The 2,521-nt window shown below is 46.8% G+C and carries 3 protein-coding genes; all 3 read right to left on the bottom strand.

Translation table 11 applies throughout. From position 1 onward, the window contains the following. Positions 1–80: 80 nt before the first annotated feature. The 3 genes from I2I13_RS24315 to I2I13_RS24325 all read right to left on the bottom strand — a co-directional run bounded on the left by I2I13_RS24315 (position 81) and on the right by I2I13_RS24325 (position 2,428). Entirely contained in the window at positions 81–1,670 is a 1,590-nt protein-coding gene (locus tag I2I13_RS24315) for an IS66 family transposase (RefSeq protein WP_195650751.1), read from the bottom strand. 73 nt (positions 1,671–1,743) lie between these two features. After that, the gene (gene tnpB, locus I2I13_RS24320; RefSeq protein WP_195650752.1) at positions 1,744–2,112 is read right to left on the bottom strand and encodes an IS66 family insertion sequence element accessory protein TnpB; all 369 of its coding nucleotides are present in this window, start codon (positions 2,110–2,112) and stop codon (positions 1,744–1,746) included. Beyond that, positions 2,096–2,428, bottom strand: a complete 333-nt coding sequence (locus I2I13_RS24325) for a hypothetical protein (RefSeq protein ID WP_195650753.1) — start codon at positions 2,426–2,428, stop codon at positions 2,096–2,098. Before I2I13_RS24325 ends, tnpB begins: the two co-directional genes overlap by 17 nt. Between the last annotated feature and the right edge of the window lie 93 nt (positions 2,429–2,521).

Consider the following 2,521-nt stretch of genomic DNA (forward strand, 5'->3'; position numbering starts at 1 on the left):
GTAAGCATCCGATAAAGTACACTATAAAAAATGGCTGTATCTCCTTTCCTGGTAAGCAGCCATCTATCGTTGTATCTCCATCATTCTTTATTCTTTTCCTTCCATTTGTGTGGCAACATTTGTAGCAGTTCCTCATAATTTGCCTTCTGCATATATGGCATTCTTGCTATAACGTCATTCAGATAAGTGCGCGGATTTACTTTATGCGCTTTGCACGTAGCCAGTAACGAACAGACGACACTCATGCTGACGGCCGCCTGATGGTCTCCACAGAACAAGTAGTTCTTTCTACCCAATGTGATTGGTCGGATGGCATTTTCCGCCAGATTGTTATCAATATGGATACGTCCATCCTGCAGATACCTCATCATATTCTCCCAGCGGGTATAGGCATAGGTTATCGCCTTTCCGGTCAGGCTGTTTGGGCTGTATTTTATCCCTTCTGTTTCCATCCATAGCTTCAAGGCATCCATAATAGGTCCGGCAAGTTCCTGACGTTTTCCCATTCGTTCATTTTCTGTAAGCTGCTTCTGGTCACAGTCATGTTCTATGCGATATAGAAGCTGTATTTCTTTTAAGGCATGTTCCGCCATCTGCCTGTTTTCAGCAAGTGCCTGCTCAAAATACCTGCGTATATGAGCCATGCAGTTAACAAGGCGCACATTCGGGTTGACCTTGAAAGCCGATTCGTAACCCTCAAAGCCGTCACATTGGAAATAACCCTTGAAGTCTTTAGCCAGTTGCCCTATCACCGTACCTGACCGTGATCCTTTGTCATAATGGAAAAGCACCAGTCGTTCGACTACCGCCCTGACCATCCACAAGTATTCCTTGTTGGTCTGATGTCCTGCCTTGTCCAGTACAGGTACGGTCGTTTCATCCCCCTGTATGTAGTCGGATTTCATGATTTCCTGCCTGAGTACCTCGTAAAGTGGCTTGAGAAGTTCAACCGCAGGCTTGAACCATCCGTCTATGGTACTTTCACTAGCTTTGAAGCCCAGGTGATGCAACTGTTTCACCTGGCGGTAGAAGGGAAGATGATACTCATATTTCTGCAGGAGTATCTCCGCCAAAAGTGTAGGTCCCGCTATTCCTTTGTATATAGGCAACAGCGGCATGGCGGCTATCTCCACTCCTTTTCTGCCGACCGGTGGAAGTGAAGTGTTGTCTTTAAGGGCATATTTGGGCCGTACAATCTCCTTTATATAAAGTTGTCCGGGCTTATGTTCCACCACACGGGTCACTTCCTCACCAATCTTCCTGTACAGTTCCAGGTCAATGTCTTCCGGCTCGATGATTACCCTTTCAAGTACGGGAAGACCTTCCATTATCCTGCGATTATTCCGTTCCCGTTTCTTGCTCTCCACCGTTTCTTTTGTGATTGTCTGCACCGCTACTTCACGCGCTTTTTCCAGTTCAGCCGCGTTATCAGGAAGAAAGTCACCGAACAGGTCAGGCTGGTTGGAATCAAGAGACGGGAGTTTCTCTGACTTGTGACCGAAAAGCTGGCGGTTCAGCCATGCGACTTGAGCCGTCAGCTCATTGAGACGGTTCTGTAAGGATTCATTCTGCCGGGTAAGCCTGATAATGGTCTCAGCCTGGGATGCGTTCACCTGCTGCAGGGACTGCAGCATTGAGTTCATCTGTGAAAGCATCTCTTCCTGAGTCATAATCCGTTTCTTTTAATTACACTATAAATGTACAAAATATATCCCGGACAGACAAGGAATACGACATCTATTTTTATACAGTATATACATTTCGTTCCGCCCTCAGACGTCTCAAACGCTGCCCGGGAGATTCACGGATTCCTTCCACCATAATGACAAGATCGCGCCATTCCATCGGATAGCTGCACGATTTCTCGTCATATTCGGGAATCTTGAAATGACCGGCTTCAAGGCGCTTGACATACATCACCAGACCGCCATCCTCGGCATGGAGAAGCTTCATCAATTTACGGCTGCTGCCAATGAAGATGAATACATCACCGTTCCTGACACTGCAGCCCATACGCTCGTGTACCACACCGCAGAGAGAACTGATACCCTTGCGCATATCAGTCCTGCCGGGGCAGAGAAAATACCGCATCGTATCATTCAGGCAGAACATGGCAACAGGCGTATTGGTTAATCAAACGGGAAGCGGCCTCTTCCATACCGGCACCCAAATGGGCACGGACGCCATTAGGAAACAACAGGGTCATTCCGGAAACAGAAGAGGAGGAAGCAATACAGGGGGACGTCAGGCTGATGGGGGCTAAGACTGATTGGGGAGCAGATGTCTCGTGATCGGGAATACTGGAAGATTTACGTTTCCAATAATTGTACGTGGAGTAACTGACATGTTCACGTTGCAGAAATTTCAGAAGACTCAGACCGCTTAAACGATGCAGTTCCTGTAAAGAGGTAAATTGTTCTTTTGTCATAATGAAAATATGTTAGAAGTTCATGCAATATTGCACAGGCAAAGGTGCTATGAAAATATGACAGAGAAAACGGGGACTTTATCGGATGCTTAC

Origin of the sequence: Bacteroides sp. D55t1_190419_B8 (assembly GCF_015558905.1) — a bacterium.
Lineage (GTDB): Bacteria > Bacteroidota > Bacteroidia > Bacteroidales > Bacteroidaceae > Bacteroides > Bacteroides vicugnae.

Excerpts from the sequence above, each read along its gene's own strand:
- I2I13_RS24315 (WP_195650751.1), bottom strand. The coding sequence starts at position 1,670 with ATGACTCAGGAAGAGATGCTTTCACAGATGAACTCAATGCTGCAGTCC.
- tnpB (WP_195650752.1), bottom strand. The coding sequence starts at position 2,112 with ATGTTCTGCCTGAATGATACGATGCGGTATTTTCTCTGCCCCGGCAGG.
- I2I13_RS24325 (WP_195650753.1), bottom strand. The coding sequence starts at position 2,428 with ATGACAAAAGAACAATTTACCTCTTTACAGGAACTGCATCGTTTAAGC.